This is a genomic window from Streptomyces sp. NPDC091371, from assembly GCF_040684275.1.
Taxonomy (GTDB): Bacteria; Actinomycetota; Actinomycetes; order Streptomycetales; family Streptomycetaceae; genus Streptomyces.
In genome coordinates, this window is sequence record NZ_JBFBFP010000011.1 from 91,119 (window position 1) to 114,922 (window position 23,804).

The 23,804-nt window shown below is 74.1% G+C and carries 23 protein-coding genes; 15 read left to right on the top strand and 8 right to left on the bottom strand.

Annotation, left to right across the window (positions count from 1 at the left end):
- Nucleotides 1-69: 69 nt before the first annotated feature.
- The 3 genes from AB0O21_RS15285 to AB0O21_RS15295 all read right to left on the bottom strand — a co-directional run bounded on the left by AB0O21_RS15285 (nucleotide 70) and on the right by AB0O21_RS15295 (nucleotide 4,616).
- Nucleotides 70-882 carry a TetR family transcriptional regulator gene (locus AB0O21_RS15285; RefSeq protein ID WP_365171165.1) on the bottom strand — a complete coding sequence of 271 codons (813 nt, stop codon included), beginning with the start codon at nucleotides 880-882 and terminating at the stop codon, nucleotides 70-72.
- A 166-nt stretch (nucleotides 883-1,048) separates the two neighbouring features.
- Complete coding sequence (locus AB0O21_RS15290) at nucleotides 1,049-2,845, bottom strand: 3-hydroxyacyl-CoA dehydrogenase family protein (RefSeq protein WP_365171167.1); 1,797 nt, start codon at nucleotides 2,843-2,845, stop codon at nucleotides 1,049-1,051.
- 424 nt (nucleotides 2,846-3,269) lie between these two features.
- Nucleotides 3,270-4,616, bottom strand: coding sequence for a hypothetical protein (locus AB0O21_RS15295; protein WP_365171169.1), 1,347 nt, complete (start codon nucleotides 4,614-4,616; stop codon nucleotides 3,270-3,272).
- A gap of 163 nt (nucleotides 4,617-4,779) precedes the next feature.
- On the opposite strand from AB0O21_RS15295, the gene AB0O21_RS15300 reads away from it, so the two are divergent.
- The 3 genes from AB0O21_RS15300 (at nucleotide 4,780) to AB0O21_RS15310 (ending at nucleotide 6,258) form a co-directional block, all read left to right on the top strand.
- A complete protein-coding gene (locus AB0O21_RS15300; protein ID WP_365171171.1) occupies nucleotides 4,780-5,331 on the top strand; it encodes an adenylosuccinate lyase in 552 nt (183 codons plus the stop codon).
- 13 nt (nucleotides 5,332-5,344) lie between these two features.
- Complete coding sequence (locus AB0O21_RS15305; RefSeq protein ID WP_365171173.1) at nucleotides 5,345-5,764, top strand: RidA family protein; 420 nt, start codon at nucleotides 5,345-5,347, stop codon at nucleotides 5,762-5,764.
- A gap of 80 nt (nucleotides 5,765-5,844) precedes the next feature.
- Nucleotides 5,845-6,258: a hypothetical protein gene (locus AB0O21_RS15310; protein WP_365171175.1), complete on the top strand. Its 414-nt coding sequence runs from the start codon at nucleotides 5,845-5,847 to the stop codon at nucleotides 6,256-6,258.
- A gap of 88 nt (nucleotides 6,259-6,346) precedes the next feature.
- Here the strand turns inward: AB0O21_RS15310 and AB0O21_RS15315 are convergent, their stop codons facing one another.
- Nucleotides 6,347-6,715: a hypothetical protein gene (locus tag AB0O21_RS15315; RefSeq protein WP_365171177.1), complete on the bottom strand. Its 369-nt coding sequence runs from the start codon at nucleotides 6,713-6,715 to the stop codon at nucleotides 6,347-6,349.
- Nucleotides 6,716-6,920: 205 nt separating this feature from the next.
- Here AB0O21_RS15315 and AB0O21_RS15320 point away from each other — a divergent pair, with 205 nt between their 5' ends.
- On the top strand, nucleotides 6,921-7,313 hold the full coding sequence (locus AB0O21_RS15320) for a DUF3592 domain-containing protein (protein ID WP_365171179.1): 393 nt from the start codon (nucleotides 6,921-6,923) through the stop codon (nucleotides 7,311-7,313).
- Between the two features lie 72 nt (nucleotides 7,314-7,385).
- On the opposite strand, the gene AB0O21_RS15325 is transcribed toward AB0O21_RS15320, so the two are convergent.
- Both AB0O21_RS15325 and AB0O21_RS15330 read right to left on the bottom strand, forming a co-directional pair.
- Entirely contained in the window at nucleotides 7,386-8,960 is a 1,575-nt protein-coding gene (locus tag AB0O21_RS15325; protein WP_365171181.1) for an alpha/beta hydrolase, read from the bottom strand.
- Between the two features lie 113 nt (nucleotides 8,961-9,073).
- Nucleotides 9,074-10,105, bottom strand: a complete 1,032-nt coding sequence (locus tag AB0O21_RS15330; protein WP_365171183.1) for an Rv2578c family radical SAM protein — start codon at nucleotides 10,103-10,105, stop codon at nucleotides 9,074-9,076.
- A 112-nt stretch (nucleotides 10,106-10,217) separates the two neighbouring features.
- On the opposite strand from AB0O21_RS15330, the gene AB0O21_RS15335 reads away from it, so the two are divergent.
- From AB0O21_RS15335 to AB0O21_RS15360, 6 genes are all read left to right on the top strand, one after another.
- Nucleotides 10,218-10,781 carry a hypothetical protein gene (locus AB0O21_RS15335; RefSeq protein WP_365171185.1) on the top strand — a complete coding sequence of 188 codons (564 nt, stop codon included), beginning with the start codon at nucleotides 10,218-10,220 and terminating at the stop codon, nucleotides 10,779-10,781.
- 75 nt (nucleotides 10,782-10,856) lie between these two features.
- Complete coding sequence (locus AB0O21_RS15340) at nucleotides 10,857-11,300, top strand: SRPBCC family protein (RefSeq protein WP_365171187.1); 444 nt, start codon at nucleotides 10,857-10,859, stop codon at nucleotides 11,298-11,300.
- Between the two features lie 469 nt (nucleotides 11,301-11,769).
- Complete coding sequence (locus AB0O21_RS15345; RefSeq protein WP_365171189.1) at nucleotides 11,770-12,603, top strand: M55 family metallopeptidase; 834 nt, start codon at nucleotides 11,770-11,772, stop codon at nucleotides 12,601-12,603.
- A 1-nt stretch (nucleotide 12,604) separates the two neighbouring features.
- On the top strand, nucleotides 12,605-13,948 hold the full coding sequence (locus tag AB0O21_RS15350; protein WP_365171191.1) for a M20/M25/M40 family metallo-hydrolase: 1,344 nt from the start codon (nucleotides 12,605-12,607) through the stop codon (nucleotides 13,946-13,948).
- Between the two features lie 13 nt (nucleotides 13,949-13,961).
- On the top strand, nucleotides 13,962-15,947 hold the full coding sequence (locus AB0O21_RS15355; protein WP_365171193.1) for a prolyl oligopeptidase family serine peptidase: 1,986 nt from the start codon (nucleotides 13,962-13,964) through the stop codon (nucleotides 15,945-15,947).
- Between the two features lie 33 nt (nucleotides 15,948-15,980).
- Nucleotides 15,981-16,214 carry a LapA family protein gene (locus AB0O21_RS15360; RefSeq protein ID WP_365171195.1) on the top strand — a complete coding sequence of 78 codons (234 nt, stop codon included), beginning with the start codon at nucleotides 15,981-15,983 and terminating at the stop codon, nucleotides 16,212-16,214.
- Here AB0O21_RS15360 and AB0O21_RS15365 read toward each other — a convergent pair.
- A complete protein-coding gene (locus AB0O21_RS15365) occupies nucleotides 16,190-16,945 on the bottom strand; it encodes a hypothetical protein (protein ID WP_365171197.1) in 756 nt (251 codons plus the stop codon). The two genes, AB0O21_RS15360 and AB0O21_RS15365, sit on opposite strands and share 25 nt — an antisense overlap.
- 34 nt (nucleotides 16,946-16,979) lie before the next feature.
- Here AB0O21_RS15365 and AB0O21_RS15370 point away from each other — a divergent pair, with 34 nt between their 5' ends.
- The 3 genes from AB0O21_RS15370 (at nucleotide 16,980) to AB0O21_RS15380 (ending at nucleotide 20,494) form a co-directional block, all read left to right on the top strand.
- Nucleotides 16,980-17,558 carry a GNAT family protein gene (locus tag AB0O21_RS15370; protein WP_365171199.1) on the top strand — a complete coding sequence of 193 codons (579 nt, stop codon included), beginning with the start codon at nucleotides 16,980-16,982 and terminating at the stop codon, nucleotides 17,556-17,558.
- Nucleotides 17,559-17,562: 4 nt separating this feature from the next.
- Nucleotides 17,563-18,462 (top strand): arginase family protein, encoded by a 900-nt coding sequence (locus AB0O21_RS15375; protein WP_365171201.1) that lies wholly within the window; start codon nucleotides 17,563-17,565, stop codon nucleotides 18,460-18,462.
- 64 nt (nucleotides 18,463-18,526) lie between these two features.
- Nucleotides 18,527-20,494 carry a DUF5107 domain-containing protein gene (locus AB0O21_RS15380; RefSeq protein WP_365171203.1) on the top strand — a complete coding sequence of 656 codons (1,968 nt, stop codon included), beginning with the start codon at nucleotides 18,527-18,529 and terminating at the stop codon, nucleotides 20,492-20,494.
- 385 nt (nucleotides 20,495-20,879) lie between these two features.
- On the opposite strand, the gene AB0O21_RS15385 is transcribed toward AB0O21_RS15380, so the two are convergent.
- Entirely contained in the window at nucleotides 20,880-21,695 is an 816-nt protein-coding gene (locus tag AB0O21_RS15385) for a methyltransferase domain-containing protein (RefSeq protein WP_365171205.1), read from the bottom strand.
- Between the two features lie 190 nt (nucleotides 21,696-21,885).
- On the opposite strand from AB0O21_RS15385, the gene AB0O21_RS15390 reads away from it, so the two are divergent.
- The gene (locus AB0O21_RS15390; protein WP_365171207.1) at nucleotides 21,886-22,458 is read left to right on the top strand and encodes a TIGR03086 family metal-binding protein; all 573 of its coding nucleotides are present in this window, start codon (nucleotides 21,886-21,888) and stop codon (nucleotides 22,456-22,458) included.
- A gap of 121 nt (nucleotides 22,459-22,579) precedes the next feature.
- Nucleotides 22,580-23,797, top strand: a complete 1,218-nt coding sequence (locus AB0O21_RS15395) for an aminotransferase class I/II-fold pyridoxal phosphate-dependent enzyme (protein WP_365171357.1) — start codon at nucleotides 22,580-22,582, stop codon at nucleotides 23,795-23,797.
- Nucleotides 23,798-23,804 lie beyond the last annotated feature (7 nt).

Consider the following 23,804-nt stretch of genomic DNA (forward strand, 5'->3'; position numbering starts at 1 on the left):
AAGCAAAAGGCCGCCCCCGTTGCCGGGGGCGGCCAGTGTGACGAGCGTCGCGCGTGGTGCGCTTTTCGACTACTTGTTGCGCAGGGCCTCTTCGATGGTCCGCATGACCTCGTCCAGCGGGGCGTCGGTACGCGCCACCGCCACGAGCACCTCGCCCTGCGTGCGCACCTCCGCCGGGGCGGGCGGCACAGCGGCCGGGGTGCGGCCGGCGCCGATGCCCGTGCCGAAGGTCCGCCGCACGATCGAGAAGGCGTGGTCCAGCTGCGCCTCCACGTCGCCCTGGCCGCCCGCCCGCAGCCAGCGCCGCAGCACGTGGTTGTGGGCGGTCACCACCGCCGAGGCGGCCACCTCGGCCAGCAGCGGATCGTCGTTGCCGTCGTGGTGGTCGGTCTCGTCGAAGTGGGCCAGCAGATAGCGCGTGAACAGCCGCTCGTACCGGGCCACCGAGGCGATCTCCCGCTCCCGCAGCGCCGGCACCTCACGGGTCAGCCGGTAGCGCTCCACCGACACCGCCGGCGAGGCGGCGTACATCTTCATGACCTCCTTGATCCCGCGGCACACCGTGTCGAGCGGGTGCTCGTGTGCCGGGGCCACGTCGAGGACGGCCTCGGCGCGGGTCAGGGTGTCGTCGTGATCGGGGAAGATCGCCTCTTCCTTGGAGCGGAAGTGCCGGAAGAACGTCCGGCGGGCCACCCCGGCGGTCGCGGCGATCTCGTCGACCGTCGTCGCCTCGTACCCCTTGGTCGCGAACAGCTCCATGGCCGCCGCGGCGAGCTCGCGGCGCATCTTGAGCCGCTGAGCGGCCGCTTTGGTGCCGGCCGCGCTCTCCGGCGCGTCGGATGCCGTGGCGGCACGGGGTGAGGTCTTGGCGGGCTGGGACATAGAGCGAAAGTACTTCATTCGTGCAGGGGAGCGCGCCTGCGGGGGGTGTGACAGGGGTGGATGCGGGGGAGAGCCCGCACTGGGCTCGGGAGGGTATGTCCGCCGTGAGGGTCCGGCGGACCCGAGCAGCCCTCCCCACGCATCCTGCTCTTGGGCCGGCCGGTTCTTACCGACGGGCGTACTCACGGAATCCGCGGCCGGTCTTCCGGCCCAGGCAGCCCGCCGCCACCAGGTGCTCCAGCAGCGGGGACGGGGCCAGACCGGGGTCTCGGAACTCCTTGTGCAGGACCTTCTCGATGGCCAGCGACACATCGAGACCGACCACGTCGAGGAGCTCGAACGGCCCCATCGGGTACCCGCCGCCCAGCTTCATCGCCGCGTCGATCTGGTCGAGGGTCGCGTAGTGCTGCTCGACCATCTTGATCGCGTTGTTGAGGTACGGGAACAGCAGCGCGTTCACGATGAAACCGGCCCGGTCCCCGCAGTCCACCGGGTGCTTGCGCACCTTGGCGCAGATCTCGCGGACCGTGGCGTGCACGTCGTCGGCGGTCAGCACGGTCCGGACCACCTCGACCAGCTTCATCGCCGGCGCCGGGTTGAAGAAGTGCATGCCGATCACGTCCTGCGGGCGCGAGGTCACCCGGGCGACCGCGATCACCGGCAGCGAGGAGGTGGTGGTGGCCAGCACCGCACCCGGCTTGCAGACCTTGTCCAGGGCCGCGAACAGCTCCTGCTTGACCGCGAGGTCCTCGGCGACGGCCTCCACGGCCAGGTCCACCTCGGCGAAGGCGTCCAGCGAACCGGCCGGGGTGATCAGCGCCAGGGTCTGCGCCGCGCCCTCCTCCGTCAGCCGCCCCTTGGCCACCGCACGGCCCAGCGACTTGCCGATGGCGGCCTTCGCCGCGTCCGCCTTCTCCTGGCTGCGGGCGGCGAGGACCACCTGGAAGCCGGCCTGCGCGAAGACCTGCGCGATGCCGCTCGCCATGGTGCCCGAGCCGGCCACGCCGACCGAGGTGACCGGACGGCCCTCGCCGAGGCGGGACCCGTCCGCCGGGGTCTGCGCGTCACGGACCACCGCGGAGCTGCCCGGGGCCTCGTACGTGTAGAAGCCGCGCCCGGCCTTCTGCCCGGTCAGCCCCGCCTCGGCGAGCTGCCCCAGGATCGGGGCCGGGGCGTGCAGCCGGTCGCCGGAGGAGGCGTACATGGCCTCCAGGACGGTGCGGGCGGTGTCCACGCCGATCAGGTCGAGCAGCGCGAGCGGGCCCATGGGCAGGCCGCAGCCGAGCCGCATCGCCGCGTCGATGTCCTCGCGGGAGGCGTAGCGCGACTCGTACATCGCGGCGGCCTGGTTGAGGTAGCCGAAGAGCAGGCCGTCGGCGACGAAACCGGGCCGGTCGCCGACCGCCACGGGCTCCTTGCCCAGCTCGCGGGCCAGCTCGGTGACCGCCTCGACGGCCGGCGGGGCGGTCAGCACGCAGGAGACGACCTCGACCAGCTTCATCGCCGGCGCCGGGTTGAAGAAGTGCAGGCCCAGCACCCGCTCGGGGCGCTGCGACTCGGCGGCCATGCGGGTCACCGACAGGGCGTTGGTGCCGGTCGCAAGGATCGTGTCGGGCCGGACGATCGCGTCGAGCTCGCGGAACACCTGCTGCTTGATCTCGTAGTTCTCCGGGACGACCTCGATGACGAGATCGGCGTCGGCGGCGGCGCCCAGGTCGGAGTAGGTGCGGAAGCGGGCGAGCACGTCCGAGCGCTCCTGCTCGGTGAGCCGCTCCTTGGCGACGGAGCGCGCGGTGGCGGCGGCGAGGGAGTCCGAGGCCCGGCGGGCGGCGGTCTCGCTGGTGTCGATGCCGATGACCTCGCGGCCGGCGCGGGCGAGGACTTCGGCGATGCCGGTGCCCATCGTGCCGAGGCCGACGACGGCGATGGTCTGGAGGGCGGGCTGACTGGACGGACGGTCCATCGAGGGACTCCAGTGGAAGAGGGTGACGACTGAGGGGCGCGCGCGGCGCACGGTGCGCGCGGAGTGCCGTGTCCCGGCGTGCGGTGGGCGGCGCGGGATGACGGTGCGAAACGCGGTGTTGGGAAACCCGAGGGCGGCAACCCGGTGGGGGCGGGCCCGGAGGGCGGAAGCGGCACGACCCTGTCCCGGGGCCACGCCGTGAAGTCGTGCAGAACCGACTGGCACGAGGCGGCTGCGTCACCAGGCCGCTCTCGTACGTATGCAAGGACATTAACCCGCTGGTAACTCGTGCGCCAGAGCGCGGAGATGTGACCTGTACCGCCCAAATGTACCGATCATCGATCATCGATCAACGCGCCTGAAACGGACGGACCGGATCGGCCTGGCAGCGGCACGATCCGGTCCTGAAAAACAGCTCGGTGGCTCAGTGGTGGGTGGCCAGGCTGTGGTCCCCGCCCGCGGCCACCGCGATCACTCCGCCCAGAGGTTGTGAGCAGGGCGCGGTCTGCCTCACCGCGCAGACCTGGACCGGCGTGCTCCGGTCGGCCGTCGTGCCGTCGCCGATCTGGCCGCTGAAGTTGTGGCCCCAGCCTTTCAGCGTGAGGTCCGACTGCAGTGCGAGGGTGTGATAGCCGCCGGCGGCGAACCCGATCACCCCGGTGAGGAAGGCGCCGCAGGGTGCGGTCTGCCCCGCGGCGCAGGTCTGGACCGGCGTACTCCGGTGGGCCGTCGTGCCGTCCCCGAGCTGACCGAAGCCGTTGTCCCCCCAGGCGCGGACCGTTCCGTCCGTGGGCAGCGCGAGACTGTAGTCGGCGCCCGCGGCGACTTCGTTCACCCCGGTGAGGAAGGCGGCGCAGGGGGCGGTCTGCCCCTGCGCGCAGACCTGGACAGGGAGATTGGTACTGGTGGTCGTGCCGTTGCCGAGCTGGCCGAAACCGTTGAAGCCCCAGCTGCGGACCGTGCTGTCGGTCATGTGCGCGAGGCTGTGGTACCGGCCCGCCGCCACGTTCCCGGGCGCGCCGGTGAGGGCTGCCTGGACGGGCGTGGTGCTGTTGAACACGTTGCTGCCGTCGCCGAGCTGGCCGGAGGAGTTCAGGCCCCAGCTGTGCAGGGTCCCGCCGGATTGGACGGCCAGGTTGTGCCAGTATCCGGCGTCGAAGTTGGTGATGCCGGTGAGGAAGCTGCTGCACGGGGCGGTCTGGCCCGGCGCGCACACCTGGACGGGCGTGCTCCTGTCCGTGCTGGTGGCGTCGCCGAGCTGACCGTATTCGTTGCCGCCCCAGGCGACGACGGTGCCGTCGGACCGCAGAGCGAGCGTGTGGGAGGCGCCGGCCGAGACGGCGACCACGTCGGTGAGGGGCCTCGAGCAGGGCGCGGTCTGTCCCGGTGCGCACACCCGTACGGGCCTGTCGGCGCTGCGCGTCGTGCCGTTGCCCAGCTGGCCGCGGTCGTTGAGACCCCAGGTCCACACGGTGCCGTCCGTGCGAAGGGACACGGTGTGGCCGGCTCCGCCGTCAAGGTCGATGACCTGGCGGACGCGCGAGGTGCGGACCGGGACGGGACTGCTGCTGGTGCCGCCGTTGCCCAGCTGGCCGAGAGTGCCGTTGCCCCACGCGACCACGGGGCCGGGGGTGATGGCTCTCGTGTGGTCCACGCGCGCGGCGAGCCCGGTGCCCGAGGAGATGGCGCTCGTCAGCAGCGCCGCGATGCAGACGGCCGCAGCTCGTCTCCGGACTGTCCGCACAGAGCTGCCGGGGCGTAGGAATCGCATGGGCCGTCCTCCCGTAGGTGTACTTACGGCCTGGGGCGCAATCCAGGGCCTCCGAGGCCGATCCACGGGCACTGAGCATGACGCGGAACATCAGAGCTCTTGATTCCGACACGCATCCGGATACGGCATTCGGCGGACTGGCCCACTCCTCTAGGGTGTTGGGGTGAACGACGTACTGGAGCGCCTGCGGGCGGAGGCCGGGCAGTCGCCCGAGTACGAGGTGCTGCTCACGGCCGGCGCCGACGACCTGGCCGCCTCCCTGACCTCGGCCGGGCTGCCGCTGTGGGCCCGCGAACTGGCCGCGTACCGGCTCGGCCTCGCCGGAGACCGGCGCGCCTTCGAGTCCCTGGTGCTGCTGCTGAACCACCGCGACCCGCCCCGCTGCGCCGCCGCCGCCGAGGCACTCGCCGTCCTCGGCGACCCGCGCACCGCCCGCGCCGCCGCCGCCCTCGCCACCAACACCCTGCGCACCGCCTACGCCCTCCAGCCCGTCCGGCTGCTCACCGCCCTGCGCGCCCCGGAATCGGCCCCCGCCCTGATGGCGACCCTGTCCGGGCTGCTGTCCCCGAACGACCCCTACTGGCGGGTGGCCCTCGCCTGCGTCGAGGGGCTCGGCGCCCTCGCCGACCCCCGGGCCCGGGAACTTCTCACCCGCGCCCAGTCGCACCCCCGGCTCGCGGTGGCGGCGACGGCGGCGCTGCGCGCGCTCGGCTGACAAGATCGCCCGCATGACCACGAATGAACGCGACACCGACCACCTCACCCGCATAGCCGCCCCCGAAGGCGTCAGCCCCGGAACCGGCTACCACCACGTCGTCTGGGGCACGGGACGGTTCATCGCCGTCTCCGGGCAGTGCGCCTTCGACGAGAAGGGCGCGATCGTCGGCGAGGGCGACCCGGCCGCGCAGGCCCGCCAGGTCTTCGAGAACCTGCGGCGCTGCCTGGCCGCCGCGGGGGCCGGCTTCGACGACGTGGTGAAGCTGACCTACTTCGTCACCGACGTCGCGCACCTCCCGGCGGTCCGGGAGGCGCGCGACGCCGTCATCCCCGCCGACCGGCTCCCGGCCTCGTCGGCCGTCCAGGTCGCGGCCCTGTTCCGACCCGAACTCCTCCTGGAGATCGAGGCGTTCGCGGTCCTGCCGGATTGAACTGGTTCAATTGAACTGGTTCAAACGGTGCCCCGGTGGGGAGGAAGCCCGTAAGGGCGGGACTACGTCAGGGGGCGCCGATGATGTTCGGGTATTCGGACGAATGGTGGGTGGTGCTGTTCATCCCCGTCGTGCTGTGGCTCTACTTCGGGGTGTTCGTGATGGCCGCCCTGGGGGTGTGGTGCGCCCGCCGGCCGGGCCTGTGGCCGCGGCTGTTGTCGTGGCTGCTGCCGGCGCTGCCGGTCGGGGTGCTGGGGACGGCGATGGTGCTGCCCCTGGAGTCCGTGGGGCGGGAGCGCTGGCTGGAGGACTTCCTCGGCTTCCTCGCCGTGTACGTGGGCGGCATCACGCTGCTGCCGTGGCTGCTCGGCTACGGCATCACCCGGCTGATCCGCGCCGTACGAGCCCGCCGGCGTCGCGCCGGGCCGGGTGGGCGGGCGGCGCCGGGTGGGCCGGGTGAGTCGGGCGGGCCGGCCGCGGTCGACGCGGTTTAGCCTCCGGGGCGCTTGAGGCGGGCGCGCCGCTGCCCGGCGCGGGCGGGGTCCTCCTGGACCGGATCGCTCGCCGCCGCCGCGTGGCGACTCAGGCTTCCTCACTCGGGCGGCGGCCGGCCACGGCGCGGGGTTCGGCGCCGGCCCGGGCGTCGGCCCCGGCCAGGGCGTCGGCCCCGGCCCACCGGTCCGTCTGTGCCGTCAGCCGCCGCAGCAGCGTCCGCGCGGCCGCGAGGTCGGCCTCCGCGATCCCTTCCCCCATCGCCCGGTGCGCGGCGTCGGCGCGCCGGGTGATCGCCTCCAGTGCCCGCCGGCCGGCCGGGGTCAGGGCGAGCAGGGGTGAGGTGCGGTGGTCGGGGTTGTCCCGGAACTCCGCGAGGCCGTCGCGGGAGACGACGTTCCCCGAGGTCGTCCGCGGCTGCTGGGACGCCGGCATCGTCTGGTACGACGTCGACACCACGGCCCGCACCTGCACCTACTACGGCGCCGCCGGAGACTCCTACTCCGAGGAGTACCCGGCGGTCACCCTGCCCTGAGCCCGGGCGGTCGTCCGGCCCCGCGCACCTTCGTGAACCTTTGCGCCGGGTGCCGCGTCATCTTGGTGTGCGGCCCGTGCCGGGTCGGGCCAGGTGAGGGAGGGCAGGGGACGGGTGACGACAGGTGAAGTGATCGGTTTCGTGCTGGCCGTGACGGGGGGCCTGCTGTGCCTGTGGGGCGGTGTGCGGGAGACGCGGTTGCAGGCGCGGCTGCGTCGATACGGAGTGCGCACCGAGGGGGTGGTGGTGGACCAGAAGACGGAGCCGGCGGACGACTATCCGACGCCCGTCATCGAGTTCACCGACGGCCGCGGACTGCCCGTCAGGTTCATGCCCGTGTCGACGGGGACGGGGATGGGGATGGGGATGGATCTCGGAACCCGTGTGCGGGTCGTCTATCTGCCCGAACAGCCCCAGAACGCACGGGTGTCCACCAGGAAGCACCGCCGGGCTCACGTCAGCCTGTTTGCCGGAAGCGCGCTCTTCCTCGGCAGCGCGGTCTGGGTGTGGCTCACCCGCTGAGCCTGACAGGGGAGGGCGCCCGCCCTCCCCAGCCGGATGGATCTTGCAGGTGAGCGATCCGCCGGACAGGCCCTAGCCCCGGAAGCCCAGCAGGCCGTGGAGGGCCGCGCCGCCCGCGGAGGCGGGGACGGCGCGGGTTGCCGCGGCCGGGGTCGGGGCGGGCTGGGCCGGGCAGGTGGCGTCCGTGGCCGTGCCCGTGCTCAGGTACGCCGACACCTTCTCGTCCAGGCACTTGTTGCCGGCCAGCGAGATGCCGTGGTTGCCGCCGCCCTCCTCGACCACCAGGGCCGCGCCCTTCAGCTTGTCCCGCATGCTGAGCCCTCCTCCGAAGGGGGTCGCCGCGTCCTCCGTGGCCTGGAGGAGGAGGGCGGGCGGGAGGGCCGCGTTGGTCACGTCCGGGGCCTGGAGCGGCTGCGTCGGCCAGAAGGCGCAGGGGGCGTTGTACCAGGCGTTGTTCCAGGTCATGAACGGCGCCTCGGCGTGCGTCCGCCACATGTCGGCGCGCCACACGTTCCAGTCCCGGGGCCACGCCGAGTCCCGGCACTGCACCGCCGTGTACACGCTGTACGCGTTGCCCGCGGAGGGCTCCACCGCGCCGAACCGCTCGTACGCCGCCACGAGCGGCTTCGGGTCCTTGCCGACCGCGTACGCAGAGAAGGCTGCGGCGAGGTTCGGCCAGTAGCCGTTGTAGTACGCGCCCGGCATGAAGGTGTCCTCCAGCTCGGACGGGCCCACCTTGCCGCCCGCCGGGGTCGCCCGCAGCGCCGCGCGCATCTCGTACCAGCGCTTCTCGACCACCGCCGGGTCGGTGCCGAGCCGGTACGTGGCGTCGTACTTGGACACCCAGGCCAGGAAGGCCTTGTGGCGGGCGTCGAAGGCCCGGTCCTGGGCGAGGTTGTCCTCGTACCAGACCCCGCTCGGGTCGACCACGGAGTCCAGGACGAGCCGGTGCACGCGGGTGGGGTGGAGCTTGGCGTACACGGCGCCCAGGTAGGTCCCGTACGAGTAGCCGAAGTAGCTGATCCGCTCCGCGCCGAGCGCACCGCGCAGCACCTCGATGTCGCGGGCGGCCGAGACGGTGCCGACGTACGGGAGCACGTCCGCGTGCTTGTCCCGGCAGGACACCGCGAAGGACCGCACCCGCTGCAGGTTGGCCCGCTCGGTCGCCCCGTCGCGCGGTACGGAGTCCGGGCGCACGGGGGTGAAGTGGCCGGCCCCGCAGTCGAGCGCGGGCTCGCTCTTGCCGACGCCGCGGGGGTCGAAGCCGATCACGTCGTACTGGGCGGCCACCTCCTTCGGCAGGGCGGAGGCGACGAACCCGGCCAGGCCGCGGCCGCTGCCGCCCGGGCCGCCGGGGTTGACCAGCAGCGGCCCCTGGGAGGTGGCGGCGGTGTGCGGGACCCGGGTCAGGGCGAGGGAGATCTGCCGCCCGCCGGGCCGGTCGTGGTCGAGGGGGACCTTGAGGGAGGCGCACTGCAGCGTCGGGTAGCGCGAGGTCGCGCAGCCGGTCCAGCGCAGGTCGGCCGCGGCCTCCTGCCGGGGCGCGGGCGCGGGCGCGGCCGTCACCGGGCTCGCCAGGGCGGCGGCGGCGACCGCGGTGGAAATCGACATCAGGACGGCGGCGCGCTTCTTCAAGGGGTGGAGCATGGGGCCTCCCAGCCAGGGGTTCTGGGCGGAATCGTCCCGGAAACCGTGCCCGGAAGAGGGGAATCGGGCTGCTTATTGGCCCGATGTGATGAGGCTTCAGGGGCCGTACGAGTTCACAGCAGGCTCAGCTGGGTCCCCCCGGCCGCCACCGCCCCGGCGGGCCGCTCCGGTACGAGCACGGCGCGCGCCGCCCGGCGGCCGCCGGGCCCGATGCCGAATTCGGCCGCGAGTTCGTGGACTTGGCGGGTGATCTGCCGCTGGTACCAGGTCGGCGCGTACGAGCCGCCCGCGTACATCCGCTCGTACCGGGCGACGAGGTGCGGGTGGTGCTCGCCCAGCCAGGCCGCGAACCACTCGCGCGCCCCCGGCCGCAGATGGAGTACCAGGGGTGTCACGGAGGTCGCGCCGGACTCGGCGACGGCCCTGACCGTGTCCCGCAGCTGCTCCGGCGCGTCCCCGAGGAAGGGGATCACCGGGGCCATCAGCACCCCGCACTCGATCCCGGCGTCGGTCAGCGCCCGCACGGCGGCCAGCCGGGCGGCGGGGGAGGGCGTGCCGGGCTCGACGGTCCGCCAGAGGCCGGGGTCGGTGAAGCCGACGGAGACGGAGATCCCTACGTCGGCGACCTCGGCGGCCTGTCGGAGGAGCGGGAGGTCACGCAGGATCAGCGTGCCCTTGGTGAGGATCGAGAAGGGGTTGGCGTGGTCGCGCAGCGCCTCGATGATCCCGGGCATCAGCCGGTAGCGGCCCTCGGCGCGCTGGTAGCAGTCCACGTTGGTGCCCATGGCGATGTGCGCGCCCGTCCAGCGGCGCGAGCCGAGCTCGCGGCGCAGCAGCTCGGGGGCGTTGGTCTTGACGACGATCTGCGAGTCGAAGCCGATGCCGGTGTCGAGGTCGAGGTAGCTGTGCGTCTTGCGGGCGAAGCAGTACACACAGGCGTGGGAGCAGCCCCGGTACGGGTTGACGGTCCATTCGAACGGCATCCGGGAGGCGCCGGGCACCCGGTTGACGATCGAACGGGCCCGTACCTCGTGGAAGGTGATCCCCCGGAACTCGGGGGTGTCGACCGTGCGGGTCACGACGGCATCGGCCCCGAAGAGCGCGGCCGGGCCCGCGGGGCCCTCGGTCAGGTTCTCCCAGCGCATGGTGCGTCTCCCTCGCTAGCTCTGCCGAGAGAATAGAACAAACGTTCCCATGATCGTGCGGACCTGGAAACCCGCTGGTCAGAGTGGTGCAAGAGGTGCGAGGCTGCGCCTCATGGCCGGATACAGGCTTACGGTGTGCCTTCCGGGTGCGGCCCGGGACCGGCTGGAGGGGTCGCGTCCGTACTCCGACGACCCGTGGATCTGGGATCACTGGCGGATCGGGGGCAGCGCCAACGGTCGCGGCTACCGCATCCGGCCGGGCCACGAGACGGATCCCCGGCTCATCCACGACCAGCCGCTCCCGGACGGCTCCCGGGAGCCGAGCCTGCCCGGCCGGCCTTGGGGGGACTTCTGCCCGGAGTGGCTGCCCGGAACCGACTACGAGTACCTCGCGCAGACGCCCGTCGCGGCCTTCGCGCGATGGGCGGACGGGCTGCGCCTCGATCCCAGCGAGGAGTACGTCAGGACCGAGGCGCGCCGCGCCGACTGGCCGGGCAGCCTCCTCACCCCCGACGGCGGGTGGTGGGAGGAGGGGGACCGCCCCCTGCACGGCGCCTGCGACGACCCCGGCACCTGCCCGCACACCCCGCCGACGACGGACGAGTACGGCGGCCCCGGCTATCTGGCCGGGCTGCCGGACGACACGCTCCTCGTAGGCGTCCGCTGTCACGTCTGACCCGGATTTGGGCCCCCGCCCCGGAGGTGATTGGCTTCGCGGTGACGAGCGATCACAACTGTTGGAGGAACAGCTATGGCGCAGGTCGAGGCCACCACGGAGCGGATCATCGCGGCAGACGCGGAGACCGTGTTCGACGCGCTGGCGGACTACACCGGGACCCGGGGCAAGCTGCTGCCCGAGCACTTCAGCGAGTACGAGGTGCGCGAGGGCGGCGACGGCGAGGGCACCCTCGTGCACTGGAAGCTCCAGGCCACCAGCAAGCGCGTACGGGACTGCCTGCTGGAGGTCACCGAACCCACCGACGGGCAGCTGGTGGAGAAGGACCGCAACTCCTCCATGGTCACCACCTGGGTGGTCACCCCGGCCGGCGAGGGCAAGTCCAAGGCCGTGGTCACCACCGTGTGGAACGGCGCGGGCGGCATCGGCGGCTTCTTCGAGCGCACCTTCGCGCCCAAGGGCCTCGGCCGGATCTACGACTCCGTGCTGGCGAACCTGGCCGCCGAAGTCGAGGCCTGAGCGAGGCGGGGCTCACCGGATCGGGTGGATTCCGCGGGTCCCGCGCCGCCGGGGTCGGGTGTGCGGTGGGGCGCCCCCGCAGGGCTCCGAACTGGGCCGCCCTCGGCCCTCCGGCCCCTGGAAACGTTCGGAGCCCGAGGAGGTGCCCCGCCGCGCGCCCGGCCCCGGCGGCCCCCTGGGTGCGGGCCGCTGCGCGGGGCCTTCCCCCCCGCCCCTTCCCGGCGTACCGAATATGCGACTCCGCCGCGTGGGGGGGCTCCGCCCCCAGACCCCCGGTCCTCAAACGCCGGACGGGCTGAAGGGTGCGGACGGGCTGGAGGGTGCGGCCCGGCCGGAAAGGCCTGGGGCTCCGCCAATGCGGCGAGGCGCGGCGCGGGTCGGGCGGGATCCGGACCGGACGGCCTAGGCTGGGTCCCTCGCGTGCCGCCCGAGTCGCGCGGGACCGCGCAACCGACCGCCCGGGGGCCCGATGAAGATCCTCATCTCCGCCGACATGGAGGGCGCCACCGGCGTCACCTGGCCCGCCGACGTGCTGCCCGGCACGCCGCAGTGGGAGCGCTGCCGGGGGCTGTTCACCTCCGACGTGAACGCCGCCGTACTCGGCTTCTTCGACGGCGGGGCCGAGCAGGTCGTCATCAACGAGGCGCACTGGACCATGCGCAACCTGCTGCTGGAGCGCCTCGACGCCCGCGCCGAGATGCTCACCGGCCGCCACAAGTCCCTCTCCATGGTCGAGGGGGTCCAGCACGGGGACGTCGACGGCATCGCCTTCGTCGGCTACCACACGGGCGCCGGCTCCGAGGGCGTGCTCGCCCACACCTACCTCGCCAACTCCATCACCGGCGTCTGGCTCAACGGGATCCGCGCGAGCGAGGGACTGCTCAACGCGCACGTCGTCGCCGAGTACGGAGTCCCCGTCATCCTGGTCACCGGCGACGACCTGACCTGCCTGGACGCCGCCGGATACGCCCCGGACGCGGTCACCGTCGCCGTCAAGGACCACGTCTCGCGCTACGCCGCCGTCTGCCGGACCCCCGCCCGCACCGCCGCCGACATCCGGGCCGCCGCCAAGGAGGCCACGGCCCTGGCCGGCCGACGCGATCCCGTGCTCCGCGGGCCGTACACCGTGGAGCTGGAGTTCGACGCCGAGCACCTGGCCATGGCCGCCACGGTGGTCCCGGGAGCGGAACGGTCCGGGGAGCGCAGGGTCGCGTACAGCACCGAGACGATGTACGAGGGGATCCGCACCTTCAAGGCCGTCACGACGGTCGTCTCGGCGGCGGTGGAGGAGCAGTATGGCTGACATGCACGCAATCAACAGCGAGGACACCTCCGTCGACCAGGTGGCCCTCGACGAGGTCGTCGAGTTCACCTCCGACCTCATCCGCATCGACACCACCAACCGGGGCGGCGGCGACTGCCGCGAGCGCCCCGCCGCCGAGTACGTCGCGGAGCGCCTCGCCGCCGTCGGCCTGGAGCCGGTGCTGCTGGAACGCACCCCGGGCCGCACCAACGTGGTCGCCCGGATCGAGGGCACCGACCCCACCGCCGAGGCCCTCCTCGTCCACGGGCACCTCGACGTCGTCCCGGCCGAGGCCGCCGACTGGAGCGTGGACCCCTTCTCCGGCGAGGTCCGCGACGGAGTGGTGTGGGGGCGCGGCGCCGTCGACATGAAGAACATGGACGCGATGGTGCTGGCCGCCGTACGGGCCTGGGCGCGCGCCGGCGTGCGGCCGCGCCGGGACATCGTGATCGCCTACACCGCCGACGAGGAGGACAGCGCCGTCGACGGCTCGGGATTCCTCGCCGACGAGCACCCGCATCTCTTCGAGGGCTGTACGGAGGGCATCAGCGAATCCGGCGCCTTCACCGTCCACCCCAATCCGGGCCAGGTCATCTACCCGATCGCAGCGGGGGAACGCGGCACGGCCTGGCTGAAGCTGACCGCGCACGGCACCGCCGGGCACGGCTCCAAGCCCAACCGCGCCAATGCCGTCAGCCGGCTCGCCGCCGCCGTGGCGCGGATCGGCGAGTACGAGTGGCCGGTCCGGCTCACCGACACCGTCACCGCCTGCATCACCGAACTCGCCGCCCTGCAGGGCCTGTCGGTGGACCCGCGCCGGCCGGACTTCGACCTCGACGAGGTCCTCGGCAAGCTCGGCCCGGCCGGCCTCCTGGTCGACGCGACCGTGCGCAACAGCGCCAACCCGACGATGCTGAACGCCGGTTACAAGCTCAATGTGATCCCCGAGCACGCCACCGCATACGTGGACGGCCGGATCGTGCCCGGCGGCGAGGCCGAGTTCATCGCCACCCTGAACGAGCTCACCGGACCCGACGTGCGGTGGGAGTTCCACCACCGGGAGGTGGCCCTCCAAGCCCCCGTGGACGGGCGGACGTTCGCGATCCTGCGCGAATCCGTCGAGCGGTTCGACCCGGAGGGGCGCGTCGTGCCCTTCTGCATGGCGGGCGGCACCGACGCCAAGCAGTTCTCCCGGCTCGGCATCACCGGCTACGGCTTCTCCCCGCTGAAGCTGCCGCCCGGCTTCGACTACTGGGCCCTCTTCCACGGCGTGGACGAGCGGGTCCCCGTCGACGCCCTGCACTTCGGCGTCCGCGTCCTCGACCGCGCGCTGCGGACCCTGTGAGCAGGGCCCGGTGATGGCGGCGCCGACCAGGCCCTACGGCAGCTGGCCCTCGCCCATCGACGCCGCCCTCGCCGCCTCGCTCGACGGGCGCCCCGAGTACCTCGGCGCGGTCGGGCCCGAGGTGTGGTGGACCGAGCCCCGGCCGCGGGAGGCCGGCCGCCGGACCCTCGTGCGCCGCCGCGTCACCGACGGGGGCCCCGAGATCACGGAGCTGCCCGCCCCGTGGAACGTGCGCAGCCGGGTCACCGAGTACGGCGGGCTGCCCTGGGCCGGAGCCGAACGGGAGTCGGGCGGCCCCCTGCTGGTCTTCGTACACTTCGCCGACCAGCGGCTGTACGCGTACGAACCGGACGCGCCCGGCAGCCCCGGACCCCGCCCGCTCACCCCCGTCTCCGCCGTCGGCGGCGGGCTGCGCTGGGCCGATCCGGTGCTGCGCGGAGGCGAGGTCTGGTGCGTGCTGGAGGAGTTCACCGGGCCCGCCCCCACCGACGTGCGCCGCGTCCTGGCCGCCGTGCCGCTGGACGGGGCGGCGGCGGAAGACCGTACCGCCGTACGGGAGTTGACGGACGACCGGCACCGGTTCAGCACCGGCCCCCGGATCTCCCCGGACGGGCGGCACGCGGCCTGGCTGGTGTGGGACCACCCCCGGATGCCCTGGGACGGCACCGAGCTGAAGCTGGCCGACGTCGAACAGGACGCCCTCGTGCGGGCCCGGACGGTGCTCGGCGGCCCCGAGGAGGCCGTCGCGCAGGCCGAGTGGACGGCCGGCGGAACCCTCCTCGCGGTGAGCGACCGGGCCGGCTGGTGGAACCCGTACCGCGTCGACCCGGAGAGCGGCGGGGCGGTCAACCTGTGCCCCCGCGAAGAGGAGTTCGGCGGCCCGCTGTGGAAGCCGGGGCTGCGCTGGATCGCCGCGCTCCCCGAGGGCCTGGTCGCCGTCCTGCACGGGGAGGGCTCCTCCGTGCTCGGCGTCCTGGACCCGGACAGCGGCGACCTCGTGGACGCGGCCGGACCGTGGACGGCCTGGCAGCCCACCCTCGCCGTGAGCGGCACCCGGGTCTACGGGGTCGCCGCCAGCCCGCGCAGCGCGTACGAGGTCGTGGAACTGGACACCGCCACCGGGCACGCCCGGGCGGTGGGGGCGCGGGCGGCGGACCCGGTGGACCCGGCCTACTACCCGGAACCGCAGAGCCGCACCTTCCTCGGCCCCGACAACCGGGAGATCCACGCGCACGTCTACCCGCCGCACCACCCGGCCTGCCGGGCCGCCGCCGACGAACTGCCCCCGTACGTGGTGTGGGCGCACGGCGGACCCACCGACCACGTCCCGCCCGTACTCGACCTGCACATCGCCTACTTCACCTCGCGCGGCATCGGCGTCGTCGAGGTGAACTACGGCGGCTCCACCGGCTACGGCCGCGCCTACCGCGAGCGGCTGCGCGAGCAGTGGGGCGTGGTCGACGTGGAGGACTGCGCGGCGGTGGCCCGGGCGCTGGCCGCCGAGGGCACGGCCGACCCGCGCCGGCTCGCCATCCGCGGCGCCAGCGCGGGCGGCTGGACGGCGGCCGCCTCGCTGGCCGCCACCGACCTGTACGCCTGCGCCGCGGTCATCTACCCCGTACTGGACCTGCTCGGCTTCGCCGAGGAGACCCACGACCTGGAGTCCCGGTACATCGACGGGCTGGCCGGACCGCCGGGGACCCTGCCCGTGCTGTGCCGCGAGCGCTCTCCGGTGGCCCGCGCCGACCGGATCACGGCCCCGTTCGTGCTGCTCCAGGGCCTGGACGACCCGGTCTGCCCGCCGGCCCAGGCGGAGCGCCTGCTGGCCGCCATGCGCGGCCGGTCGGTGCCGCACGCCTACGTGGCCTTCGAGGGCGAGGGCCACGGCTTCCGGCGGGCGGAGACGATGGTCCGGGCACTGGAGGCGGAACTCTCCCTGTACGCCCAGGTCTTCGGGATCGAGCGCGCGGACATCCCCCGTCTGGCCCTGCACGACTGAGCCCGCGTGCCGCCGCGGGCGGATCATGGAGCCATGACCTCGCACACCGCCAAGGGCGGCACCGGGCTCCACGGGCTGCTGACCCCGGGCCGCATCGCCATCGCCGTGCTCGCGGTGCTCACCCTGGTGTTCATCTTCGAGAACACCAGGTCGACCACGATCCGGCTGTGGATCCCGCAGGTGACGATGCCCCTCTACGTCGCCCTGCTGATCGCCGCCGTGCTGGGCGGGCTGTGCGGGGCCTACTTCTCCCGACGGCGCAGGTAGCGGGTCTTCTCGCTCGTGCGCAGCCACACGCGCAGCGGGCCGATCTCCCGGAAGCCGTGCCGGGCCGCCGTGGCGAGGTCGTCCCCGGCCTCGTAGCCGACCACGTCGTGCTCCGGCCAGCGGGCGGCGGCCGCGGTCAGGGCGCCGGTCCAGGCGGCGTCGGTGTCGGCCTCGTCGTGGGCGAACAGGTTGGACACGCCCACGACCCCCGCGGCCGCGTTCACCACGGCCCCGGCGACGATCCGGCCGTCGCGGCGGCCCGCCAGGAAGGCGATCTCCCCGCCGAGCAGGTCCGGGCGGAACAGGCCCGTGCTCTCCTCGCCGTCCCAGGCGGCCTCCCAGACCGCCAGCTCCCCGGCGTCGGCGACCTCGCCCCACACCAGGCCGGACGGCGTGCCGACCGCCGCCGGGGCGCCCGCCGCCCGGTGGATCCACCGGGCGTCGAAGAGCACCTCGAAGCCGTCCCCCTCCAGGTCCAGGGTGGCGAAGCTGTCCTTCACCGAGCAGCCCGGGCTGTCCGTGTCCATCCGCTGCAGCAGGCTCTCCGCTCCCGTGTCCGGGCTCAGGGTCACCGCGTCGGGGTAGAGCGGCGGGGTCCGGCTGGTGCTGAGCCAGTAGCGCTCGCCGTCGAAGGCGGCCGGCAGGTCGTGCGCCCGGCAGACGGCATCGCAGAAAGCGGCGTTGTTCAGCACCGCAGAGCGGAGCGCGTCATCGAGATCATCCTTGGTCACGCCGGTGATGGTGCCATACAAGTAGCCTGGCCCCGTGACCTTTTCCCCCTACCTCCGCGAGGGCGCCCACGTGGGCCTGCGGCCTTTCCGGCAGGCCGACGGGCCCGAGTTCACCGCGCGTGCGCACGAGAGCCGGGAGCTCCACCGGCCGTGGCTGTTCCCGCCCGTCACCATCGAGGAGTACGAGCCCTACGCCGCCCGGCTGGCCGGCGGCGAGGGCCGCGCCGGGTTCCTCGTGTGCGAGCGGGAGACCGGGGCCATCGCCGGCTTCGTCAACGTCAACAACATCGTCCGCGGGGCCTTCCAGTGCGGGGCCCTCGGCTACGGCGCCTTCGCCCACGCCGCCGGGCGCGGGCTCATGCGGGAGGCCCTGGGCCTGGTCCTCGCGCACGCCTTCGCCCCACAGGACGGGCACGGCCTCGGGCTGCACCGCCTGGAGGCCAACATCCAGCCGGGCAACACCGCCTCGATCGCCCTGGTCAGGGGCGCGGGCTTCCGGCTGGAGGGGCTCTCCCCGGACTTCCTGTACGTGGACGGCGCCTGGCGCGACCACGAACGCTGGGCCGTGACGGCCGAAATGAAGGTCCCCGGGGGCGCGCGTCGCACAGGATGAAGGCATGCGAACCCTCGTGCTCCTCGACGCCCCGTCCAACCTCGGCCTGCGCCCGCCCGCGCCCGGCACCGTGCCGGGCGTCTACAAGCTCGCCGGGGCCCTGCGCGAACAGGGCCTCCTCGCCCGGCTCGGCGCGCGCGAGGGCGGGGTGGTGGTCCCGCCGCGCTACGACCGCGGCGACTGGAAGGAGGGCGACGGCGTCTTCCACGCCGCCGCCCTGGCCGCGTACACCGTCACCCTCGCCGACCGGATCGAACGGCACCTGCGCGCGGGGGAGTTCCCCGTCGTGCTCGGCGGCGACTGCTCGATCCAGCTGGGCGCCTCCCTCGCCATGCGCCGGCTCGGACGGTACGGACTGGCCGCGATCGACGGCTCCGCCGACTTCCGCCACCCCGGCAACGAGGCCGTGAACGGACCCGTGGGCGCGGCCGCCGGCGAGGAACTGGCCCTGGCCACCGGGCGCGGCCAGTCCGGCCTCACCGACCTGGAAGGGCTGGCGCCCTACCTGCGGGACGAGGACGTACGGATCTTCGGGCTGCGGGACGGGGACCCGGACCTCACCGAGCTGCGGGAGGCGGGGATCCGCGCGGCCACCGTGGGGGAGATCCGCGAGCGGGGGGCCGGTCTGGTGGCACGGGCGGCCCTGGACGGGCTGCACCCGCCGGTCACCGACGGCTTCTGGGTGCACCTGGACGCGGACGTACTGGACCCGGGCGTCATGCCGGCCGTGGACAGCCCCGACCCGGGCGGCCTGATCCCGGACGAACTCGCCGAACTGCTGGGCGTGTTGGTGAGCTCGCCGCGCTGCGTCGGGCTGAACGTCACCGTCTACGACCCGGATCTGGACCCGGACGGGCACGCGGGCGTCCTGCTGGCCGATCTGGTCGCGGGGGCCTTTGCGTAATCCTGACCGGTGGTGATGAGCGGAACCCCTGTGCACCGGCCGCCGCGGCGTGTTCCATTTCCCCATGGCCACCACCGTCCGACGCGCCGTACTGACCCTCCCCGCCGCCCCGTTGGGTCCCGACAACCCGCTGCCCGCCCTGCGCCCCGCCGACGAGGTACACGTACTCGACGAGCGCTCGCGCGAGGGGATGCCCCGCGACATGGCACGCCAGCTCGGGTACGAGCCGCTGCGCTCGCTGCTGCCCGTCCGGGTCCGGGACGGGTACCGGCGGGAGCGGGCCGAGGCGGAGTTCGAGTCGATCGTCATCGAGAACGAACACCTGCGGGCCACCGTGCTCCCGGGGCTCGGCGGGCGGATCCACTCGCTCGTCCACCTGCCGAGCGGGCGCGAACTGCTCTACTGCAACCCGGTGTTCCAGCCCGCGAACTTCGCCCTGAACGGGGCCTGGTTCTCCGGCGGCATCGAGTGGAACATCGGCGCCACCGGCCACACCACGCTCTCCTGCGAGCCGCTGCACGCCGCGCTCGTGCCCGCCCCGGACGGGGGCGTGATGGTCAGGCTGTGGGAATGGGAGCGGCTGCGCGACCTGCCGTTCCAGGTGGACCTGTGGCTGCCCGAGGACTCGGAGTACCTGTACGTGGGCGTCCGCGTGCGCAACCCGCACGAGCGGCCGGCGCCCGTGTACTGGTGGTCCAACATCGCCGTCCCCGAGGACGCGGGCACCCGGGTCCTCGCCCCCGCAGACGAGGCCTGGCACTTCGGGTACGAGCGCTCGCTGCGGCGGATCCCCGTACCGCAGTGGGAGGGCGCGGACCGCACGTACCCGCTGCGCAGCGAGTACCCGGCCGACTTCTTCTACGAGGTCGAGGACGGGACCCGGCCCTGGATCGCCTCGCTGGACGCCGAAGGGCACGGGCTGGTGCAGACCTCCACCGGGCGGCTGCGCGGGCGCAAGCTGTTCGTGTGGGGCGCGGGCCGGGGCGGGCGGCGCTGGCAGGAATGGCTCACCGAACCGGGCACGGGCGGGTACGCGGAGATCCAGGCGGGGCTGGCCCGGACCCAGCTGGAACACGTACGGCTGGACGGCGGGGCGGAGTTCAGCTGGCTGGAGGCGTACGGACCGCTGGCGGCGGAGCCGGCGGCCGTGCACGGCGCGGACTGGGCGGCGGCGCGCGGCGCGGCTGAGGCCGCACTGTCCCGGGCGCTGCCGGACGAGCGCGTGCAGGCGGCGTACAAGGCGTGGCGCGAGTGCGCGGACACCGAGCCGGGGGAGCGGCTCGCCGCCGGATCGGGCTGGGGTGCGCTGGAGGTGATGTGCGGGGGCTTCCGGCTGCCGGGCACCCCGTTCGAGGAAGCCGGGCTGGGCGAGGCGCAGGCCCCGTGGGTGGAGCTGTGGCGCACGGGCGTCTTCCCCGCCCCGCGGCGGGTGGCGCCGCCGGGGCCGAGCCTGGTGGCCGCGCACTGGCGGGACATGCTGGAGACCGCCCCGGCGGATCCGCTGACGGAGTACCACCTGGGCGTGGCGCAGTGGCACGCGGGGGACGTGGCGCAGGCCGTACGGAGCTGGGAGCGCGGGCTGGCGCTGGCACCGTCGAGATGGCCGCTGCTGCGCTGCCTGGCGGCGGCGGACGCGCTGGCCGGCGGGGTGGAGCGGGCCGCCGACGGGTACGCGGCGGCCTTCGAGGACCTGGCGGCCGAGAGCCGGGGCGGCGAGGCGTGGGCGGCCGCGGAGTCGGCGCTGGGGCGGGAGGCGATGACGGCGCTGCTCGCCGCGGGGCGCCTCGCGGGGGCGCGGTCCGTCTGGGACCGGCTCCGGCCGGCCCTGCGCGAACAGGGCCGCTTCCGGCTCCTCGCTGCGCGGCTCCTGGTGGCGGAGGGGCACGTGGCGGCGGCCCGGCGGGTCTTCGACGAGGGCTTCACGGTCGCGGACCTCCGCGAGGGGGAGGAGACCCTGGGGGAGGTCTGGGCGACCCTCGCGAACTGCCCGCTCCCGGCCGCGTACGACTTCCGCATGCGGCCGCCGGTGTAACCCGCCCGAGCCGAGCCGGCGCCGCGCCACTGCCGGGGCTCCGCCCCAGCCCCCGCGCCTCAAACGCCGGCGGGGCTGGAGGTGGCTGATGCCGGCTGCCTGTGCGGCTCAAAGATCCGGGGCTCTGCCCCGGACCCCGCGCCTCAAACGCCGGCGGGGCTGGAGGTGGCGGATGTCCGCTGCCCGGTGAGGCTCAATGCCCGGGGCTCCGCCCCGGACCCGCTCCTCAAACGCCGGAGGGGCTGGATTTCGCTGCCGTGAGCCGCCAGGCTCGGCTGGATTGCCCGGAGGGCAATTTCAGCCTCGCCGGCGTTTGAGGCGCGGGGTCCGGGGCGGAGCCCCGGCAGCGGCGCCGCAGTCGAGCCTGCCTACCTCCCCGGAGGGGTCAGGCTCGGCAGAGGATTTCGCCGTTCGGGACCGAGAACCACGCGTCCGCGTCCGCGCCCCACGCGTGCCACGCGGTGGCGATGTCCGACAGGGTCTCGGGGGTCGCGTGCCCGCCCCCGGTGGCGATGGCCGCGTACGACGAGGCCGTCGTGCGGTCCGCCCACAGGGACGACCACCAGGCCGCCTCCTCCGGGGTCGCGTACACCCAGTTCGTGACGGTGGACGCCACCTCCGTGAAGCCCGCCTCCCGCGCCCAGGCGTGCAGCATGCGGCCCGCGTTCGGTTCGCCGCCGTTGGCGCGGGCCACCCGCTGGTACAGGTCCTGCCACCGGTCCAGGCCGGGCGCCGCCGGGTACCAGGTCATCGCCGCGTAGTCGGCGTCCCGCGCCGCCACGATCCCGCCCGGCCGGCACACCCGCCGCATCTCGCGCAGGGCCTGGACCGGGTCGCCCACGTGCTGCAGCACCTGGTGGGCGTGGACCACGTCGAAGGAGTCGTCCGGGAAGTCCAGCGCGTGGACGTCCGCCGTGCCGAACTCCACGCCCGTCACCCCGCGTTCCGCCGCGTACGCGCGGGCCTGCTCGACGACGTCCCCGGCCGCGTCGACCGCCGTGACGCGGCCGCCCGGGGCGACCAGCTCGGCCAGGTCGGCGGTGATCGTGCCGGGGCCGCAGCCCACGTCCAGGACGGACATGCCCGGCCGCAGCTCGCCGATCAGGTACGCCGCCGAGTTCTCCGCGGTGCGCCAGCGGTGCGAGCGCAGGACCGACTCGTGGTGGCCGTGCGTGTAGACGGCCGTCTCGTGGGCGTTCATCGCGTACTCCTCGTCGTCGAAGCGTTGGCTCCACCGTAATCGATCATGTCGCCATCTGAGATAGGCGTATTGAGATGTGGACAGCAGCCTTGTGGGACAAGGGGGTTCGCCCTGCCGGTGGCAGGGGAATGCGGGGGCGAGGAGAGTGGGCCGCAGACGGAGAACCCCATGGCGGAAGGCGGTGAGGGCCATGCCGGAGACGCTGCTCCAACTGCACGCCCAGGCGCTTCGGCTCTTCGGCGAGCGGCTGCGCGCCGTCCAGGACGGCCAGTGGGGCGCGCCCACCCCGTGCACCGAGTGGGACGTGCGGGCGCTGGTCAACCACGTCACCGGGGAGCAGCTCTGGATCCCGCCGCTGGTCGCCGAGGGCCGTACCGTCGAGGAGCTCGGCGACGCCTTCTCCGGGGACGTGCTCGGCGACGACCCCCTTGCAGCCTGGGAGGCGGCCTCCGTCGCCGCGCACGCCGCCTTCGCCGCGCCCGGGGCGCTGGACCGGACCGTGCGCCTCTCGTACGGGCCCGCGCTGGGGATGGCGTACTGCTCGGAACTGACCGCCGACTGCGTCGTGCACGCCTGGGACCTCGCGCGGGGCATCGGCGCCGACGACCGGCTCCCGGACAACCTCGTGGAGTTCTCCATCAAGGAGGTCATGCCGTACGCCGACGGGCTCGCGGCCAGTGGCATGTATGCCGAGCCCCTGGAGGTGCCGGCCGGGGCGAACGCGCAGACCAGGCTGCTCGCGCTGCTCGGGAGGAAGGGCTGACCCGCCGGTCGGGGTGATAACCCGGGGCGCATAACGGGCGGATTTGCCTGAATAATCATATAAAGGGCAGCGTCGGGTGAGGCGGGCGGTGCGGCGCGGAAGGCGGGAAACGGTGGCGGGGATGCAGCGCGCGGCGGCGGAGGGCCGCGGTCCGGTCCGGTACGGCCCACCCGCGCCCCAGCCGGGCCTCCCCGTGCTGCCCGAGCTCGTCTCCGTACTCGCCGCGGCCGCCGGGCGCTCCGCCCCCGAACCCCCCGGCGGCGGGGAGCCCGTACGCCAGGCCGCCTGCCGGCACTGGGCGCGGCGCGGCCTCGCCACCGCCCCGGAGAACGTCGCCGCCGGCCCCGGCGCCCCGGCCCTGCTGCTCGCCCTGCTCGGGGCCTTCGGCGGGGACGTGATGCTGCCCCGGCCCTGTCCCGCCTGGTGGACCCCGCAGGTCCGGCTGCTGGGACGGCGGGCCTACCACGTACCGACCCCGGCCGAATGCGGCGGCGTACCCGACCCGTACGCCCTGCTGGAAACCGTCCGGCGGGTGCGCGCGGAGGGCGGTGACCCGCGGGTGCTGCTGCTGTCGGTCGCCGACGACCCGACCGCCACCGTCCCGCCGCCCGAAATGCTGCGCGAGGCCTGCGAGGCCGCCGAGGCCGCCGGGCTGTTCGTCGTCAGTGACGAGAGCTGGCGCGACACCGTGCACCGGCCGCACGAGACCCTGGTGCTCAGCCCCGCCGAGATGCTCCCCGACCAGGCGGCCGTCCTCCTCGACCTGTCCGGCGCGCTGCTGCCCGCCGGCTGGCCCGCGGCGGTGCTCCGCTTCCCCGGCACCCCGCGCGGCACCTGGCTGCGCGCCCGCACCCTCGACGTGCTCACCGCCACCGGCGCCCTCGTCGCGGGCCCGGTCGCCACGGCGGCCGCGCACGCCCTCGACGAACCCGACGCCGTCGCCGGGCGGGCCTACAAGGCGGCCGCCCTGCACGGCGCCGTCGCCGCCGCCGCGCACCGCACGCTGCTGGAGGCCGGAGCCCTGGCCCGGCCCCCGGAAGCCGGCCGGCACCTCTACGCCGACCTCTCCCCGCTCCGCGCCGGCCTCGCCCGGAACGGCGTCGGCGACGCCATGGAACTGGAGGACTGGCTCGGTGCCCGGCTCGGCGCGCCCACGCCGGGCGGACAGCGGTTCGCGGACGAACTGGGCGCGCTGCGCGTGCGGTTGTCGACGGGACCGCTGCTCGGCGCCACCCCCGAGGAGCGGCTGGCCGCGCTCACCGCCCGCGATCCGCTCGCCCTGCCCCACGTGCGGCGCTCCCTGGACCTCCTCGGATCGATCCTGACGGAACTGACCTGACCGACCG

Bases quoted from the DNA above. Each gene is read 5' to 3' on its own strand.
- AB0O21_RS15285 (WP_365171165.1), bottom strand. From the start codon at position 882: ATGTCCCAGCCCGCCAAGACCTCACCCCGTGCCGCCACGGCATCCGAC.
- AB0O21_RS15290 (WP_365171167.1), bottom strand. From the start codon at position 2,845: ATGGACCGTCCGTCCAGTCAGCCCGCCCTCCAGACCATCGCCGTCGTC.
- AB0O21_RS15295 (WP_365171169.1), bottom strand. From the start codon at position 4,616: ATGCGATTCCTACGCCCCGGCAGCTCTGTGCGGACAGTCCGGAGACGA.
- AB0O21_RS15305 (WP_365171173.1), top strand. From the start codon at position 5,345: ATGACCACGAATGAACGCGACACCGACCACCTCACCCGCATAGCCGCC.
- AB0O21_RS15310 (WP_365171175.1), top strand. From the start codon at position 5,845: ATGATGTTCGGGTATTCGGACGAATGGTGGGTGGTGCTGTTCATCCCC.
- AB0O21_RS15325 (WP_365171181.1), bottom strand. From the start codon at position 8,960: ATGCTCCACCCCTTGAAGAAGCGCGCCGCCGTCCTGATGTCGATTTCC.
- AB0O21_RS15330 (WP_365171183.1), bottom strand. From the start codon at position 10,105: ATGCGCTGGGAGAACCTGACCGAGGGCCCCGCGGGCCCGGCCGCGCTC.
- AB0O21_RS15335 (WP_365171185.1), top strand. From the start codon at position 10,218: ATGGCCGGATACAGGCTTACGGTGTGCCTTCCGGGTGCGGCCCGGGAC.
- AB0O21_RS15340 (WP_365171187.1), top strand. From the start codon at position 10,857: ATGGCGCAGGTCGAGGCCACCACGGAGCGGATCATCGCGGCAGACGCG.
- AB0O21_RS15345 (WP_365171189.1), top strand. From the start codon at position 11,770: ATGAAGATCCTCATCTCCGCCGACATGGAGGGCGCCACCGGCGTCACC.
- AB0O21_RS15350 (WP_365171191.1), top strand. From the start codon at position 12,605: ATGCACGCAATCAACAGCGAGGACACCTCCGTCGACCAGGTGGCCCTC.
- AB0O21_RS15355 (WP_365171193.1), top strand. From the start codon at position 13,962: ATGGCGGCGCCGACCAGGCCCTACGGCAGCTGGCCCTCGCCCATCGAC.
- AB0O21_RS15360 (WP_365171195.1), top strand. From the start codon at position 15,981: ATGACCTCGCACACCGCCAAGGGCGGCACCGGGCTCCACGGGCTGCTG.
- AB0O21_RS15375 (WP_365171201.1), top strand. From the start codon at position 17,563: ATGCGAACCCTCGTGCTCCTCGACGCCCCGTCCAACCTCGGCCTGCGC.
- AB0O21_RS15380 (WP_365171203.1), top strand. From the start codon at position 18,527: ATGGCCACCACCGTCCGACGCGCCGTACTGACCCTCCCCGCCGCCCCG.
- AB0O21_RS15385 (WP_365171205.1), bottom strand. From the start codon at position 21,695: ATGAACGCCCACGAGACGGCCGTCTACACGCACGGCCACCACGAGTCG.
- AB0O21_RS15390 (WP_365171207.1), top strand. From the start codon at position 21,886: ATGCCGGAGACGCTGCTCCAACTGCACGCCCAGGCGCTTCGGCTCTTC.
- AB0O21_RS15395 (WP_365171357.1), top strand. From the start codon at position 22,580: ATGCAGCGCGCGGCGGCGGAGGGCCGCGGTCCGGTCCGGTACGGCCCA.